General features: G+C 68.8%; 12 protein-coding genes. 1 reads left to right on the top strand and 11 read right to left on the bottom strand.

Annotated elements, in window-relative coordinates:
- Nucleotides 1–108: 108 nt before the first annotated feature.
- The 11 genes from puuE to AC1DVI_RS09375 all read right to left on the bottom strand — a co-directional run bounded on the left by puuE (nucleotide 109) and on the right by AC1DVI_RS09375 (nucleotide 11,582).
- Nucleotides 109–1,026 carry an allantoinase PuuE gene (puuE, locus tag AC1DVI_RS09425; RefSeq protein ID WP_476957742.1) on the bottom strand — a complete coding sequence of 306 codons (918 nt, stop codon included), beginning with the start codon at nucleotides 1,024–1,026 and terminating at the stop codon, nucleotides 109–111.
- Between the two features lie 35 nt (nucleotides 1,027–1,061).
- Entirely contained in the window at nucleotides 1,062–1,637 is a 576-nt protein-coding gene (locus AC1DVI_RS09420) for a septation protein A (protein ID WP_476957741.1), read from the bottom strand.
- Between the two features lie 66 nt (nucleotides 1,638–1,703).
- Entirely contained in the window at nucleotides 1,704–2,780 is a 1,077-nt protein-coding gene (locus AC1DVI_RS09415; RefSeq protein WP_476957740.1) for a lipid A deacylase LpxR family protein, read from the bottom strand.
- Nucleotides 2,781–2,873: 93 nt separating this feature from the next.
- Entirely contained in the window at nucleotides 2,874–4,403 is a 1,530-nt protein-coding gene (locus AC1DVI_RS09410; RefSeq protein WP_476957739.1) for an AMP nucleosidase, read from the bottom strand.
- Nucleotides 4,404–4,485: 82 nt separating this feature from the next.
- Entirely contained in the window at nucleotides 4,486–5,748 is a 1,263-nt protein-coding gene (gene ftsY, locus AC1DVI_RS09405) for a signal recognition particle-docking protein FtsY (protein WP_476957738.1), read from the bottom strand.
- A 16-nt stretch (nucleotides 5,749–5,764) separates the two neighbouring features.
- A complete protein-coding gene (gene mtaB, locus AC1DVI_RS09400) occupies nucleotides 5,765–7,024 on the bottom strand; it encodes a tRNA (N(6)-L-threonylcarbamoyladenosine(37)-C(2))-methylthiotransferase MtaB (RefSeq protein WP_476957737.1) in 1,260 nt (419 codons plus the stop codon).
- Nucleotides 7,025–7,053: 29 nt separating this feature from the next.
- Nucleotides 7,054–7,890, bottom strand: coding sequence for a diaminopimelate epimerase (dapF, locus tag AC1DVI_RS09395; RefSeq protein ID WP_476957736.1), 837 nt, complete (start codon nucleotides 7,888–7,890; stop codon nucleotides 7,054–7,056).
- Nucleotides 7,891–7,965: 75 nt separating this feature from the next.
- Complete coding sequence (locus AC1DVI_RS09390; RefSeq protein WP_476957735.1) at nucleotides 7,966–8,280, bottom strand: hypothetical protein; 315 nt, start codon at nucleotides 8,278–8,280, stop codon at nucleotides 7,966–7,968.
- Nucleotides 8,281–8,432: 152 nt separating this feature from the next.
- Nucleotides 8,433–8,867: a GtrA family protein gene (locus tag AC1DVI_RS09385; RefSeq protein ID WP_476957734.1), complete on the bottom strand. Its 435-nt coding sequence runs from the start codon at nucleotides 8,865–8,867 to the stop codon at nucleotides 8,433–8,435.
- Between the two features lie 2 nt (nucleotides 8,868–8,869).
- The gene (locus AC1DVI_RS09380) at nucleotides 8,870–9,898 is read right to left on the bottom strand and encodes a glycosyltransferase family 2 protein (protein ID WP_476957733.1); all 1,029 of its coding nucleotides are present in this window, start codon (nucleotides 9,896–9,898) and stop codon (nucleotides 8,870–8,872) included.
- Between the two features lie 55 nt (nucleotides 9,899–9,953).
- Nucleotides 9,954–11,582, bottom strand: a complete 1,629-nt coding sequence (locus AC1DVI_RS09375) for a hypothetical protein (protein ID WP_476957732.1) — start codon at nucleotides 11,580–11,582, stop codon at nucleotides 9,954–9,956.
- Between the two features lie 262 nt (nucleotides 11,583–11,844).
- Between AC1DVI_RS09375 and leuD the strand changes: the two genes are divergently transcribed.
- Nucleotides 11,845–12,456, top strand: a complete 612-nt coding sequence (gene leuD, locus AC1DVI_RS09370; RefSeq protein ID WP_145677319.1) for a 3-isopropylmalate dehydratase small subunit — start codon at nucleotides 11,845–11,847, stop codon at nucleotides 12,454–12,456.
- Nucleotides 12,457–12,551 lie beyond the last annotated feature (95 nt).

Below are 12,551 nucleotides of genomic sequence, written 5' to 3'. Positions count from 1 at the left end.
ACGATCCAAAGACCTTCTACTGTATTTCGACGTTGGTTCAAACGCCGATGCGACGAATTGGCGTGAGAAAGTTGGGCCGGGAGCGCGCCCGGGACGCCCTTTCCCGGCTCAGGCCGCCGGTCGGTAGGGGTGCTCGGCCATCCAATGGCGGGCGATGTCCAGCCGGGTGGCGACCCACGCCTTGTCGTGACCCCGCACATAATCGAGGAAGCGGGCCAGCGCCGCGGCGCGCCCCGGGCGCCCGACCAGACGGCAATGCAGCCCGACCGACATCATCTTCGGCTGGTCTTCGCCTTCGGCGTAGAGCACGTCGAAGCTGTCTTTCAGATAGGTGAAGAACTGCTCGCCGGTGTTGAATCCCTGGTTGGTCGCGAAGCGCATGTCGTTGGCGTCGAGCGTGTAGGGCACGATCAGCTGCGGCCGGCCGAAGCGGTCGTCCCAATAGGGCAGGTCGTCGGCGTAGCTGTCGGCGTTGTAGAGGAAGCCCCCCTCCTCCGACACCAGCTTCCAGGTGTTGGGGCTGCACCGCCCAAGATACCAGCCGAGCGGGCGGGAGCCGGTGACGCGGGTGTGGATCTCGATGGCGCGCAGCATGTGCTCGCGCTCCACCGCCTCGGGCAGATGCTGGTAGTCGATCCATCGATAGCCGTGGGTGGCGATCTCCCACCCGGCGTCCTGCATGGCGCGGACGGCGTCGGGGTTGCGCTCCAGCGCCATGGCGACGCCGTAGACGGTCACCGGCAGGCCGCGCTCCGTGAACATCCGGTGCAGCCGCCAGAAGCCGGCGCGGGACCCGTACTCGTAGATCGACTCCATGTTCATGTGCCGCATGCCGACGATGGGCTGGGCGCCGACGATCTCCGACAGGAAGGCCTCCGACGCGGCGTCGCCGTGCAGGACGCAGTTCTCCCCGCCCTCCTCGTAGTTGATGACGAACTGCACCGCCACCCGCGCCCCGCCCGGCCAGTAGGGGTGCGGCGGACGGGACCCGTAGCCGATCAGGTCGCGCGGGTAGTCGTGTGACATGGTGGGGGCGCTCCGTCAGGGAAGAGGGGGGACGGTCAGGAGGCGGAGGTGGAGGACTTCTCGACCGGCGGCTCCTCCGGCACCTGATGGCGCAGGATCAGCGGGGCCTGGAGGGCGCTGAACAGCAGGGTCAGCGGCATGATGCCGAACACCTTGAAGTTCACCCAGGCGTCGGTGGTCATGGTGCGCCACACCACCTCGTTCAGCACGGCCAGCAGCAGGAAGAACCACGCCCAGCGGATCGCCAGCGTGCGCCAGCCGGCGTCGGACAGGTTCAGCACCGACCCCAGGACATGCTTCAGCACGTTGCGCCGCGTCAGATGCGCCGCGAACAGGACCGCGGCGAACAGCAGGTTGACCAGCGTCGGCTTGATCTTGATGAACAGATCGTCCTGAAGCCACAGGGTCAGCCCGCCGAACAGCAGGACGAAGCCCGCCCCGACCACCGGCATCACCGGGACCTTGCGTTCGAACCTCCAGGAGACCAGCACGGAGATGCTGATCGCCACCATGAAGACGGCGGTGCCGATCATGATGCCGGCCTGGGAATTGGCGATGAAGAAGGCCGCCAGCGGGCCGGCTTCGATCAGCAGTCGGGCGTATTGGTTCATGACCCTCACATAGACCGAACCGGGCTTGGGATAAAGAGGGAAGCGGGATGATCGCAGGCGAGGCGGTCAGAACCGGTAGGAGGCGCGGATCGAGCCGTAGTTGGTGTAGGATTTCTGCCCCTCGAACTCCGGCGACAGGAAATTCTGGGCGTAGGAGATGCCGAACCGGTCGTAGCGCAGCGTCACGCCGAGCTGGAAGGCGGCGATGAAGTTGTTTTTGTCCACCGACCGGCTGTCGCGGAAGCTGTTGCCATCGAGGAAGATGTTGCGGGCGACGGCGCGCCCCTCCGCCCCGGCATAGACGTACCAGGAGAAGGGCGGGCGCGGCGCCCCCGCGGCCACACTGTCCTGATAGGGGATGCTGGCGGTCGGGCGCAGGATCAGCGCGCCGACCGGCGGCGCCATGTTGCCGCCCAGCCGCATCGTGACGCCGGCCCCGCCGAAGGTCAGGACGTTGCCGACGCTGCCGGCGACGTGGGGGCTGATGTCCGCCTCGAAGGGGCCGATGCGCGTCGGGCGCTCGGCGCGCCAGACATGCTCGTAGCTGAGGATGATGCCCGGCTCGTTCTTGAGCTGGTAGTCCCAGCCCTCCGGCCAGCGGGCGCCGGGCACGATGCGGTGCACCGTCTTCTGGGTCTGCTCCGCCAGCGACGCCGGGCCGACCATGCCGAGGTCCAGGTCGATGCGGTCCACCTGCCGCGTTTCTTCCGAAATCACCGACAGGCGGCCGTACAGCCAGCCGGCGTAGGGGCGGTCGGTGGCGTCGGGGATCGGCTTGGTGATGTCGCTGGGGGTGTACATGTTCTGGCCGAAGGCGATGCCGTAGCGCCGCACCCCATGCTCCCCGATCCAGGGGACGAGGTTGGCCAGCCAGTCGATGTTGCCGTAGGTCGGGCGGTCGCCGGAGACGTAGTAGAACTGGACTCCGTTCGTGTAGTAACGGTCGGTGCCGCCGCCGAACAGGTCGTTGTCAACCCAGAAGCCGATGGACGGGCCGGACCGGGGCGTGGTTTCCGCTGGCGGTGTGGTGTCCGTGTTCGGAACGCTGTCGGTTTTCGGAACATTGTCCTGGGCCAGCACCGGTCCCGCCGCCAGCCCGAATGAAAGGGCGGCGATGACGCTCCAACCTGCACGCACGGCCATAATGGTCCAATTCCCTTCCTTGCCGAGCACCCTAAGATAAGACGCGGGCGCCCTTTGGCGCCTGCGCTTTCGGGTGAGGCAAAACGTTCTATCTTACTGGAAGGCGGCTTCGGCGAAGCTGCGCAGCTTGCGGGAATGCAGGGTTTCCATGCCGTGCTCGCGCAGAAGCTCCATGGCGAGCACGCCGATCTTCAGATGCTGGTCCACCCGCTCGCGGTAGAAGCGGTCGGCCATGCCCGGCAGCTTCAATTGCCCGTGCATCGGCTTGTCGGACACGCAGAGCAGCGTGCCGTAGGGAACGCGGAAGCGGAAGCCGTTGGCGGCGATGGTGGCGCTTTCCATGTCCAGCGCGATGGCGCGGCTCTGGCTGAAGCGCATCAGCGGCTCGCGGTGGTCGCGCAGTTCCCAGTTGCGGTTGTCGATGGTCGCCACGGTGCCGGTGCGCATGATGCTCTTCAGCGCGTAGCCGGACAGGCCGGTCACTCGCTCCACCGCCGTCTCCAGGGCGCGCTGCACCTCGGCGAGCGCCGGGACGGGCACCCAGGTCGGCAGGTCGGCGTCCAGCACATGGTCGTCGCGGACGTAACCGTGGGCCAGCACATAGTCGCCCAGCCGCTGCGTGCTGCGCAGCCCGGCGCAGTGGCCCAGCATGATCCAGGCGTGCGGGCGCAGCACGGCGATGTGGTCGGTGATGGTCTTGGCGTTGGACGGGCCGACGCCGATGTTGACCAGCGTGATGCCGTTGCCGTCCGGGCGGGTCAGGTGGTAGGCGGGCATTTGCGGCAGGCGGAGCAGCCGCGCGCCGTTCGTCGGCGCCTCGCCGGGGCCGCCACCCAGATTGGCGTTCTGAACGATGATGCCGCCGGGCTCCACGAAGCGGTCGTACTGGCTGCGGTAGGCGGCCAGTTCGGGATCGGCGGTCGGCTCCATGATCTCGCGGGCCATGCGGATGAACTCGTCCACATAGAACTGGTAGTTCGTGAACAGGACGAAGTTCTGGAAATCCTCCGGCGCCGTCGCCGTGTAGTGGCGCAGCCGGTGCAGCGAGAAATCCACCCGCGGCGCGGTGAACAGGGCCAGCGGCTTCACCGCGTCCAGTGACTCCTCGTAGGTGCCGTTGACGATGGTGTCGTCCATGCGGGCGAGGTCGGGCAGGTCGAACAGGTCGGGCAGGCCGGACAGCCGCTCCGGCGTCAGGTCGCCCTCCACATGCATGCCCTGGGGGAAGGCGAAGTGGATCGGGATGGCCTCGTCGCTGACCCCGACCTCCAGCGGAACATGGTGGTTGCGCAGCAGGAGCGAGAGCTGTTCGCGGTAATAGCGGTCGAACAGGTCGGGGCGGGTCAGCGTCGTGGAGTAGGTGCCCGGCCCCTCGACGAAGCCGTAGGCCAGCCGCGTGTCCACCGTGGCCGCCGAGGCGGTGGAGAGGCGGACATAGGGGTAATGGGCCTGCTCCCGCCGTCCGCCGTCCCCACCGCGGGTGAAGGCGGCGAAGCGGTCGCGCAGATAGGCGGTGTTGCGGTCGTAGAGGTCCTTGACGAGGGCCAGGGCGGCGTCCGCGTCGCTGAAGCGCTCGACAGGACCGGGAGGAACGGGGGAGGGGGAGGTCTTGGCAGCCGTCATGGTCTTCAGATAGGGCTTGGGCGAAGCGGCCGGAAGTCCCTTTCTCGCTCCGCCCGCCCGCCTGCCCGTGCTGGGCGTGCCGTTATTGGGACGGCAGCCCCATCAGCGACTTGGCGAACTGGTCGGCGTCGAAGGGGCGCAGGTCGTAGACGCCCTCGCCGATGCCGATGGCGTGCACCGGCAGCTTGAACCGCTCGGCCAGCGAGACCAGCACGCCGCCGCGCGCCGATCCGTCCAGCTTGGTCAGGATCAGGCCGGAGACGTTCACCATGTCGCGGAAAACCTCCACCTGATTGTGCGCGTTCTGGCCGGTGGTGGCGTCCAGCGTCAGCAGGGTGGTGTGCGGGGCGCTCTCGTCCACCTTCTTGATGACGCGGACGATCTTGCGCAGCTCCTCCATCAGGCCGGCCTTGTTCTGCAGGCGGCCCGCGGTGTCGATCAGCAGGATGTCCACGCCCTGACGCCGCGCCTCCTCCAGCGCGTCGAAGGCGAGGCCGGCGGCGTCGGCCCCGGTGTCGCGGGCGATCACCGGGCAGCCGGTGCGCTCGCCCCAGATCTTCAGCTGGCTGACCGCGGCGGCGCGGAAGGTGTCGCCGGCGGCGAGCATGACCGTCTTGCCCTCGGCGCGGAACTGGCGGGCCAACTTGCCGATGGTCGTCGTCTTGCCGGTGCCGTTGACGCCGACCACCAGGATGACGTGGGGCTTCAGCGAAGCGTCGATGACCAGCGGCTTGGCGACCGGGCCGACGATCTTCGCCACCTCGGCGGCCAGCGTGGCCTTGACCTCCTCGGGGCTGACCTCCTTGCCGAAGCGGGTGCGGGCCAGTTCCGCCGTCACCTTGGCCGCCGTGGTTGGGCCGAGATCGGCGGTGATGAGCAGCTCCTCCAACTCCTCCAGCGCTTCGTCGTCGAGCTTGCGCTTGGTGAAGATGCCGGAAATGCCCTCGGTCAGCTTGGACGAGGACTTGGACAGGCCGTCCTTCAGCCGGGCGAACCAGCCCTTCTTGGGCTTCTCCTCCTCGGCGGTCAGGGCCGCGGGGAGGTCGTCGCGGACGATCTCCGGCGCGTCCTCGCGCTCCTCCGGCTCGGACGGCGGGGCGATGGGCGGCGGGGGCGGGGTCTCGACCGCGGGCGGCGGTGGGAGTTCGGGTTCCGGCACCACCTCGGGCACCGGGGGCGGCTCCTCGGCGACCGGTTCCGGAACAGGCGGCTCCTGGACCAGCTCTTCGGCGACCGGCTCCGCGAGCGCAGGCTCGGCGGGGACCGCTTCCGGAAGCGGGGGGGTCGTCTCGTCCTTGCGGGCTTGCTCTTCGGGCTTCTTGCGGCCGAACCAACGCAGGATCATGGCGTGTCCACTGTTCTCAAAGGGGGGTGCCGGTCAGCGCGCCGCCGGCCACGCCGGTGACCGTCGCGCGCAGGACGGAGCCGGGGGGGCGGGGCGTGCCCAGGCGGATTTCGGCGAAATGCTGGGTGCGGCCGAGATCGTCCTTCTCGACCAGCACGGACACCTCGCGCCCGACCAGCGAGGCCAGGGTGCGGGCCTCCGCCTCGGCGCCGCGCGCGCGCAGACGGGCCGCGCGCTCCTTGCGGAGGCCGCCGTCGACCTGCGGCATGCGGGCGGCCGGGGTGCCGGGGCGCGGGCTGTAGGGGAAGACGTGCAGCCACGTCAGGCCGCACTCCTCGACCAGCCGCAGCGTGTTCTCGAACATCTCGTCGGTTTCCGTGGGGAAGCCGGCGATGAAATCGGCGCCGAACACCATGTCGGGGCGCAGGGAGCGCACGCGCTCGCAGAAGGCGATGGCGTCGGCGCGGCTGTGCCGGCGCTTCATGCGCTTCAGGATCATGTCGTCGCCGGCCTGGAGCGACAGGTGGAGGTGCGGCATCAGCCGCGGCTCCGTCTCGATCAGGCGCCACAGGTCGTCGTCGATCTCGATGCAGTCGAGCGAGGACAGGCGCAGCCGCGGCAGCTCCGGCACCAGCGCCAGCAGGCGGCGCACCATCTGCCCCAGCGTCGGCGTGCCCGGCAGGTCGGGGCCGAAGCTGGTGATGTCGACGCCGGACAGCACGACCTCGTTGTAGCCGGCCTTCACCAGCGCCTGCACCTGCTCCACGATCGCGCCGATGGGGACGGAGCGCGACGGGCCGCGGCCGTAGGGAATGATGCAGAAGGTGCAGCGGTGGTCGCAGCCCTGCTGGACCTGGACGAAGGCGCGCGCCCGGTCCTCGAAACCGCCGATCAGGTGGCCGGCGGTCTCCTTGACCGACATGATGTCGTTGACCAGCACCTTCTCCGCCGGGGCCAGACCCCAGCTTTCCGGCTGCAGCTTCTCCTGGTTGCCGAGCACCTGATCGACCTCCGGCATGGCGCCGTAGCGCTGCGGGTCGATCTGGGCGGCGCAGCCGGTCACCACGATGCGGGCGTTCGGGCGCTCGCGGCGCAGCTTGCGGATGGTCTGGCGGGCCTGCCGTTCCGCCTCCGAGGTCACCGCGCAGGTGTTGACGATGACGACGTCCTCCAGCCCGGCGTTGCGGGCGTGGGTGCGCATCACCTCGGATTCGTAGGTGTTCAGGCGGCAGCCGAAGGTGACGATCTCCGGCTCGTTGGTCACAGTGTCGCTCATGCTCTTTCAGCCTAACGGCGGCTATTCGTTCAGGTGGCCGCCAACTCCGCGGACAGCCGCCCGGTGTAGCTGAGGGCGACCGGGCCGGTCATCAGGACTCGGCCGTCCTCACGCCATTCGATGGTCAGGGTGCCACCGTCCAGGATCACGTCGACCTTGCGGTTGGTCAGCCCACGGCGGATCGCGGCGACCGCGGTGGCGCAGGCGCCAGTCCCGCAGGCCTGGGTGACGCCGGCCCCGCGCTCCCACACGCGCATGCGGACGCTGCCGGGGGAGAGCACCTGGACGAACTCGACGTTGGTGCGCTCGGGGAAGGCCGGGTGAGTCTCGAACACCGGGCCGACCTCGGCCAGCGGCACCGCCTCGGCGTCGTCCACGAAGAAGACGGCGTGCGGGTTGCCCATGCTGACCGCGGTGGGACCGGCGAAGCCGCCGTGCGACACCGCGTCGAGGCGCAGCGTGTCGGCCGGTTCGGCCAGCGGGATCTGCGCCCAGTCCAGATTGGCCGGCCCCATGTCCACGGTGATGCGCCCGTTGTCGGCGCGGCTTGCCCGCAGGATGCCGGCGTTGGTCTCGAAGGCGACGCGCTCCGCCCCCGCTTCCTCCATCAGCAGCCAGCCGACGCAGCGCGAGGCGTTGCCGCAAGCCGACACCTCGCCGCCGTCGGCGTTGCGGATGCGCATGAAGCCCGCCGTGCCGTCCGTTTTCGCCGGCTCGATCACGATGAACTGGTCGCAGCCCACCCCGGTCTTGCGGTCGGCGATGGCACGCACCTCGGCCTCGGCCGGCGTGTACGGCGTTTTGCGGGCGTCGATCACGACAAAGTCGTTGCCGAGCCCGTGCATCTTCAGGAATTCGCGCGTCATGACCGCCGTTATATGGCGACCGGGCCTGCGGAGTCCATGGCCGCACGGGGTGGTCGTGGCAAACAGTTCACGGGGTCACTGGGTTTCGGCCCCGCCGGTGTCTGCTGTGTCGCCATCGGGCAGGGCGGCGCCCGACGTCGGCGGGATGCCTTCCAGCAGGTCGAGCATCCGGGCGAGGGTATCGTCCGACTCGGGCCGCGGCGGCGTTCCGCCGGTCCGCTCCCACGCCTCGTAGTCCCAACCCGCGCCGCCCATCGCCATTTCCGGCAGGGTGAAATGCCCGTCCGTGGCGTGGGTCGGCGGTCCGTGCGCGCGGGACAGCCCGACCAGCAGGGCTGCGGACACGGTGACTCCAGCCACCCAGGCCCACAGCACGTCGCTGTTGTTCATGGCTCCCTCCCGGCTCCTTGCCAAGGCAGGTCGGTGTCGGGGCCATTCCCGTTGGATGCGCCCCATTCCATGGACTTCGGGTGTTTGCGGCGGCGCACAATGGGACTTCCGGCGCTATCCGGAAGGAGAGGGGTGCCTTAGGAACCCAAGGATCAGGCGTCCTTGAAGACCAGATGCTTGGAGGCGGCGAAGTTCAGCACCATGCCGGACAGCGAACCGGCGGCGACGGCCAGCACCGGATGGGCCTCGGCCAGCGGCAGGGCGGCCTCCAGCCCGACCGAGACGCCGTAGTTCACCACCCCGCCGAAGGCGTTGGCGGCCAGGAACGTCGCCCATTGACGGTAGAGCGGCGCGTCGGCGGCCCCGCGGAAGGTGAAGGCGCGGTTCAGCGCGAAGGTCGTGGTGGCGGCGGCCAGATAGGCCGGGATGCGGGCGGCGAAGAACTCCAGCCCGGCGCCGAACACCAGCGCGTAGACCACCGCCGTGTCCACCACCAGACCGACCACGCCGACGAGGCCGAACTTGCCGAACTGCACGGCCAGCCGTCCCAGCCGGCTGTCGGGAAGGGCATCGATGGGGTTGCCCATGGTCAGGATCCGGCGGCCTTGCGGACCGGATGGACGCCCGGTGCCGGGATGGACAGGTAGCGCATGCGCTTGGCCTCGCGGCGGCCCAGCGTGACCGTGTCGAGGATCAGCCCGCAGGTCAGGCTGAGGAAGCCCAGCAGCATCAGCCCGGTGGACAGCACGGCGGTCGGCAGGCGCGGCACCAGCCCGGTCTGCAGATAGGTCGTCACCACCGGCCAGGCGAGGATCATCGACGCCGCGGCCAGCGCCGCGAAGATGGCGAAAAAGAAGGGCAGCGGCCGCTCCTCCTTCACCAGATTGACGATGGTGCGCAGGATGCGGACGCCGTCGCGGATGGTGTTCAGCTTGCTGTGCGAGCCGGGCGGGCGGTCCTTGTAGGGTGCCTTGATCTCGGCGATGGGCATGTTCAGCTCCAGCGCGTGGACGGTCAGTTCCGTCTCCGTCTCGAAGCCGCTGGCCAGCGCCGGGAAGGACTTGATGAAGCGCCGCGAGAAGACGCGGTAGCCGGACAGCATGTCGCCGATGCGGTTGCCGAAGATCAGCGCGACCATGCCGGTCAACAGCATGTTGCCGAAGCGGTGGCCGGGCCGGTAGGCCTTGACGATCTCGGTGACGCGGGCGCCGTTGACCATGTCGAGCTGGTCGTCCCACAGCCGCTTGACCATCAGCGGCGCGGAGGGGGCGTGGTAGGTGTCGTCGCCGTCCACCAGCACATAGACGTCCGCCTCGATGTCGGAGAACATGCGGCGCATGACGTTGCCCTTGCCCTGCAACGGCTCGTGCCGGACCACGGCGCCGGCGGCCTTCGCCACATCCACCGTGCGGTCGGACGAGTTGTTGTCGTAGACATAGACCGTCGCGTCGGGCAGGGCCTTGCGGAAATCCTGCACGACGGCGGCGATGGCCGCCTCCTCGTTGTAGCAGGGGATGAGCACCGCCACCACCGGGGTCATTGCGGGCGCCGTGTCCGGTTCCGGCTCCGTGGTTGGGGCTGTGGACGCTGCAGGGCGGTCGATGGCGGAGACGGTCATGGCGATGCGCTTCGAAACGGTGCCGATGCAGGGTTAAACAGCACAATCGCCTGATTTAATCCACTGACCTTTCATGGTCCGCCATGCGCGTCACGGCGCAAAGGTTCAGCGGCTCGCCCAGGTTGTTGGGGATGACGCGGCAGTTGTCCTGCGCCACCCGCAGCCCCAGAAGGGCGGCGGCCTTCGCCGCGCCGGGCGTGTCGGGGATCGTGCTGAGCATCAGGAAGGGACCGCGGTGCGCCCCCACCTTGTCCTGCATCAGGGCGAGATAGCCGTTGCCGACCGAGTCCGGCTGGAGGAAGTTGGACTGGATGCGCACGAAGGGGATGCGCGGCGGGAAGGCCGGGATGACGTGGGAGATCGCCCAGTAGCCGGCCATCAGCACCATCGTGTCGTCCGGGGCCTCGATGGTCGGCACGGCGGCCTCCACCCAGCGGTCGCTCCACGGCGCGCGGCCCCAGTCGGCGGGCCGGGCGGTGGCCTGGACCAGCAGCAGGAGCGCCGCCGCCAGGACGAGCGCCGCCCGGCGCGGCACCGGCAGCAGGCCCGCCGCCATGACGATGGCCAGCGGGGCCAGCATCTCCAGCGGCACCAGATAGCGGTAGATGCAGAACATCCCGACCCACAGCGCGTAGGTCACCGCCATGGCGGTCAGCAGGTAGCGGGTGGCGGCGGTGTCGGTCAGTTCCGCCGACGGTCGGCGGAGCGCCCGCCCGAGCAGCGCCAGCGCGGCGGCCACGGGCACAAGGACGAACAGCACCAGGACGCGCAGGTCGAAGAAGGGCACCTCGCCGACCTTCAGCGGTGCGAAGGGGAAGGAGAACGGAAAGAACAGGCGCTCCAGCCGCGAGTCCGGGAAGAAGCTGACGTTGACGTAACCGGACAGCGCGGCGAAGGGCGACTTGAAGATCTGGTTCATGTGCGGGAAGACGGGATTCCCGTACTCCACCCACAAATGGGCCATCCAGAAGCCGCCGCACAGCGCCAGCCCGCCCAGCACCCCGACGCCGAAGAAGAAGGACAGCCACAGCCGCCGCCAGGGCCGCGCCGGTACAGCCAGGAAGGCGAGGCAGAGCCCGACCGCGTAGATCACCGTGGGGTTCTTCATCCCCATCGCCGCACCGGCCATCAGCCCCGCCGCGGCCACCCGCGCGAAGGCGCCGGGCGCCGGCCCGTCGATCAGTTGCGGCAGCGACCCCGCCACCACGACCAGCGCGCCGAGCACGCCCAGGCTGACCATGTTGTCGTGGAAGGTGGTGCCGAGCAGTCCCAGCGTGCCGCCCCCGAAGCCGGCCATCACCGCCAGCAGGGCGGCCAGGGCCACCCGCCGCCCCGCACCGCCGACGCGCAACGTGGCGTGGGCCAGCAGGAAGGCCAGCGCGAGGTTCAGCCCGTGCAGCGTCCCCCAGACGAAGCCCGCCGCGCGCGCCGGCAGATGGCTGGCGAGCAGATAGAAGGGCACGTCCAGCAGGGGGTTGTAGAAGCTGGGCATCTGCGCCGCCAGCATGTCCATGCCCAGCCGCCCGGTCAGCAGGGCGTAGGCGTTGTACCAATGGTAGTTCCGCAGATCCCAGTTGGCGTCCATGCCGAGCGACAGCCCGAACAGGCCGTACAGCGGCGGGGCCAGCAGCAGGAAGGAGAGCGCCGCGGTGCGCGGGCGGCGGGCGGCGGGGAGCAATGTCATGGAGATCGCGGAACCCAGGGGAGCGTCGGCCCCTTGGTAGGCGAGGGAAGGCTCCGCAGCAAGGACCGGATGCCAAGGCCGGGCATGGCGGAGGGAATTCGGGAGCAATTTCGTTGCGTCCGGCTGTGTTCCGGGATACGGAATCGCGCGCCGCGGGCGGCATTTGCGGCAAGCTTCCTCTGGCAATGGCGGGACGGGTCTGCTATTCACCGAACTCCGCATGCACACGCTTGCGCCTCTTTTGCGCGACAGGATTCTGGCGATGGAAAAGTTTACGGTTCTCACCGGTGTTGCGGCGCCGCTGCCGATGATCAACGTCGACACCGACATGATCATTCCCAAGCAATTCCTGAAGACCATCAAGCGGACCGGGCTGGGCAAGCATCTTTTCGACGAGATGCGCTACACCCCCGAGGGTGCCGAGGTCGCGGAATTCGTCCTCAACAAGCCGGCCTACCGCAGCGCCAAGATCCTCGTGTCGGGCGACAATTTCGGCTGCGGCTCCTCGCGTGAGCATGCGCCGTGGGCGCTGGCCGATTTCGGCATCCGCTGCATCATCGCGCCGAGCTTCGCGGACATCTTCTTCAACAACTGCTTCAAGAACGGCATCCTGCCGATCAAGCTGCCGAAGGAGCAGGTTGACCTGCTGCTCGACGACGCGTCGCGCGGGTCGAACGCCATCGTCTCGGTGGATCTGGAGAAACAGGAGATCACCGGGCCGGACGGCGGCAAGATCAGCTTCGAGGTCGATCCCTTCCGCAAGCATTGCCTGCTGAACGGGCTGGACGACATCGGGCTGACCATGCAGCAGGCCGCCTTCATCGACCAGTATGAAGGCAAGCAGCGCGGCGGCCAGCCCTGGCTCTGGGGCTGATCCGGGTCAACGGTATCGGGCCAATCGATACAGGCCATGACGGCCTTGCGGACCGGCGGGATGGGACCCACCTTCCGGCCTGTCGGTCCGCAGAT

The sequence above is a fragment of the Azospirillum sp. P4_B5 genome (genome assembly GCF_056402275.1).
The sequence above is the reverse complement of the archived record's forward strand: the minus strand, read 5'-3'. Positions and strand labels throughout refer to the sequence as shown.

Bases quoted from the DNA above. Each gene is read 5' to 3' on its own strand.
- puuE (WP_476957742.1), bottom strand. From the start codon at position 1,026: ATGTCACACGACTACCCGCGCGACCTGATCGGCTACGGGTCCCGTCCG.
- AC1DVI_RS09420 (WP_476957741.1), bottom strand. From the start codon at position 1,637: ATGAACCAATACGCCCGACTGCTGATCGAAGCCGGCCCGCTGGCGGCC.
- AC1DVI_RS09415 (WP_476957740.1), bottom strand. From the start codon at position 2,780: ATGGCCGTGCGTGCAGGTTGGAGCGTCATCGCCGCCCTTTCATTCGGG.
- AC1DVI_RS09410 (WP_476957739.1), bottom strand. From the start codon at position 4,403: ATGACGGCTGCCAAGACCTCCCCCTCCCCCGTTCCTCCCGGTCCTGTC.
- ftsY (WP_476957738.1), bottom strand. From the start codon at position 5,748: ATGATCCTGCGTTGGTTCGGCCGCAAGAAGCCCGAAGAGCAAGCCCGC.
- mtaB (WP_476957737.1), bottom strand. From the start codon at position 7,024: ATGAGCGACACTGTGACCAACGAGCCGGAGATCGTCACCTTCGGCTGC.
- dapF (WP_476957736.1), bottom strand. From the start codon at position 7,890: ATGACGCGCGAATTCCTGAAGATGCACGGGCTCGGCAACGACTTTGTC.
- AC1DVI_RS09390 (WP_476957735.1), bottom strand. From the start codon at position 8,280: ATGAACAACAGCGACGTGCTGTGGGCCTGGGTGGCTGGAGTCACCGTG.
- AC1DVI_RS09385 (WP_476957734.1), bottom strand. From the start codon at position 8,867: ATGGGCAACCCCATCGATGCCCTTCCCGACAGCCGGCTGGGACGGCTG.
- AC1DVI_RS09380 (WP_476957733.1), bottom strand. From the start codon at position 9,898: ATGACCGTCTCCGCCATCGACCGCCCTGCAGCGTCCACAGCCCCAACC.
- AC1DVI_RS09375 (WP_476957732.1), bottom strand. From the start codon at position 11,582: ATGACATTGCTCCCCGCCGCCCGCCGCCCGCGCACCGCGGCGCTCTCC.
- leuD (WP_145677319.1), top strand. From the start codon at position 11,845: ATGGAAAAGTTTACGGTTCTCACCGGTGTTGCGGCGCCGCTGCCGATG.